This window comes from Segeticoccus rhizosphaerae (assembly GCF_009192725.1).
In the GTDB taxonomy this organism is placed as follows: domain Bacteria; phylum Actinomycetota; class Actinomycetes; order Actinomycetales; family Dermatophilaceae; genus Segeticoccus; species Segeticoccus rhizosphaerae.
This window is the reverse complement of sequence record NZ_VOHR01000597.1, coordinates 1-1,092: the sequence shown is the minus strand read 5'-3', so window position 1 is coordinate 1,092 and position 1,092 is coordinate 1. Positions and strand designations below refer to the sequence as shown.

General features: G+C 74.8%; 3 protein-coding genes. 2 read left to right on the top strand and 1 reads right to left on the bottom strand.

Translation table 11 applies throughout. From position 1 onward, the window contains the following. Together FRW57_RS23685 and FRW57_RS21935 are read left to right on the top strand one after the other, a co-directional pair. On the top strand, positions 1-240 hold a 240-nt coding region (locus tag FRW57_RS23685), incomplete at its 5' end, for a hypothetical protein (protein WP_203230494.1). Between the two features lie 281 nt (positions 241-521). After that, positions 522-779: a CBU_0592 family membrane protein gene (locus tag FRW57_RS21935; RefSeq protein WP_152187077.1), complete on the top strand. Its 258-nt coding sequence runs from the start codon at positions 522-524 to the stop codon at positions 777-779. Positions 780-871: 92 nt separating this feature from the next. On the opposite strand, the gene FRW57_RS24225 is transcribed toward FRW57_RS21935, so the two are convergent. Then, a partial coding sequence (locus tag FRW57_RS24225; RefSeq protein WP_203230493.1) for a hypothetical protein occupies positions 872-1,092 on the bottom strand: 221 nt, incomplete at its 5' end.

Genomic DNA, 1,092 nt, shown 5'->3' with positions numbered 1-1,092 from the left:
CTGCTGATCGCGGCCGCCGCGGGCCACGGCTACCGCCGCAGGCCGGCGCGGCGCGGCCAGGGTCACTGGGTGGCTCTCCTCGGTGCCCTGACGGTGGGGGTGCTGGTGGTTTTCGCCGGCATCCGGCCGAGCGGGTCGCCCGGCTCACTCGACCTGGTCGTGGGTGCGCTGTCCCTCATCGGCCTGGCCTGCGCCCTCGCGGTGGGCTGGATGTCGCACGTCGCACGCCACCTGGACTGACCGTGCTCGCTCCAGACTGCTTCGCGGGGGTCGGGAACCGGCCCGGGGTGAGCACAGGGGCGCGTGGGGACGGCCCGTGCTCGTTCCAGACCGCTTCGCGGCGGTCGGCAACCGGCCCGGGGTGAGCAAAGCCGCCCGGGGTGAGCACGGGCGCCACGGGCGAGGTGGAAGTGCGGCGGCCCGTCGTGCTATCTGTGGACCAGGTGGCCCGAGTCCGCGGCGCCGCCCCGGACGAGAGCACGCCGTACCCGGACCCGACGACGGCCTGCAGGAGGAGATCCATGTCCGACCCCTCGCAGATCGTGCAGGTCCTGGGTGCCCTGCTCATCCTTGCCGCCTTCGCCGGCGTGCAGCTCGGGCGGCTGCGCCCCGACACCTGGTCCTACCTGTGGCTCAACCTCGGGGGCTCGGCCGTCCTCGCCGTGCTTGCCTGGCAGGGCCGTAACTGGGGGTTCCTGCTGCTGGAGGGCGTCTGGGCCCTGGTCTCGGCGTGGTCCCTCGTGCGCAAGGCCCAGGGAGTGGAGACCGTCGCCCACTGAGGGCGGCGGACACCGGCCGCTCACCGAGCACGCCGCCCGCTCACAAGGTGGGACCGACCGCGCGCCACGTCGCACCGACGCCGCCGGTCTGCCTAGGGTGTCCCGGTGACACAGCGCTCAGCCCGTCCTTCCTGGTCCACCCGCACCCGCACCCGGGCACTCGCGGTCGGCGGCGTGTGTCTCTGCCTCGCGGCCGCGGGCTGCTCCGGCGATTCCTCGTCGGAGGCTGACAGCCCCAGCCCGAGCACCACCACCAGCGACGCCCCCGCGCCGAGCCCCGCCGCGCCCACGGCGTCTCGCGAGACGCCGAGGC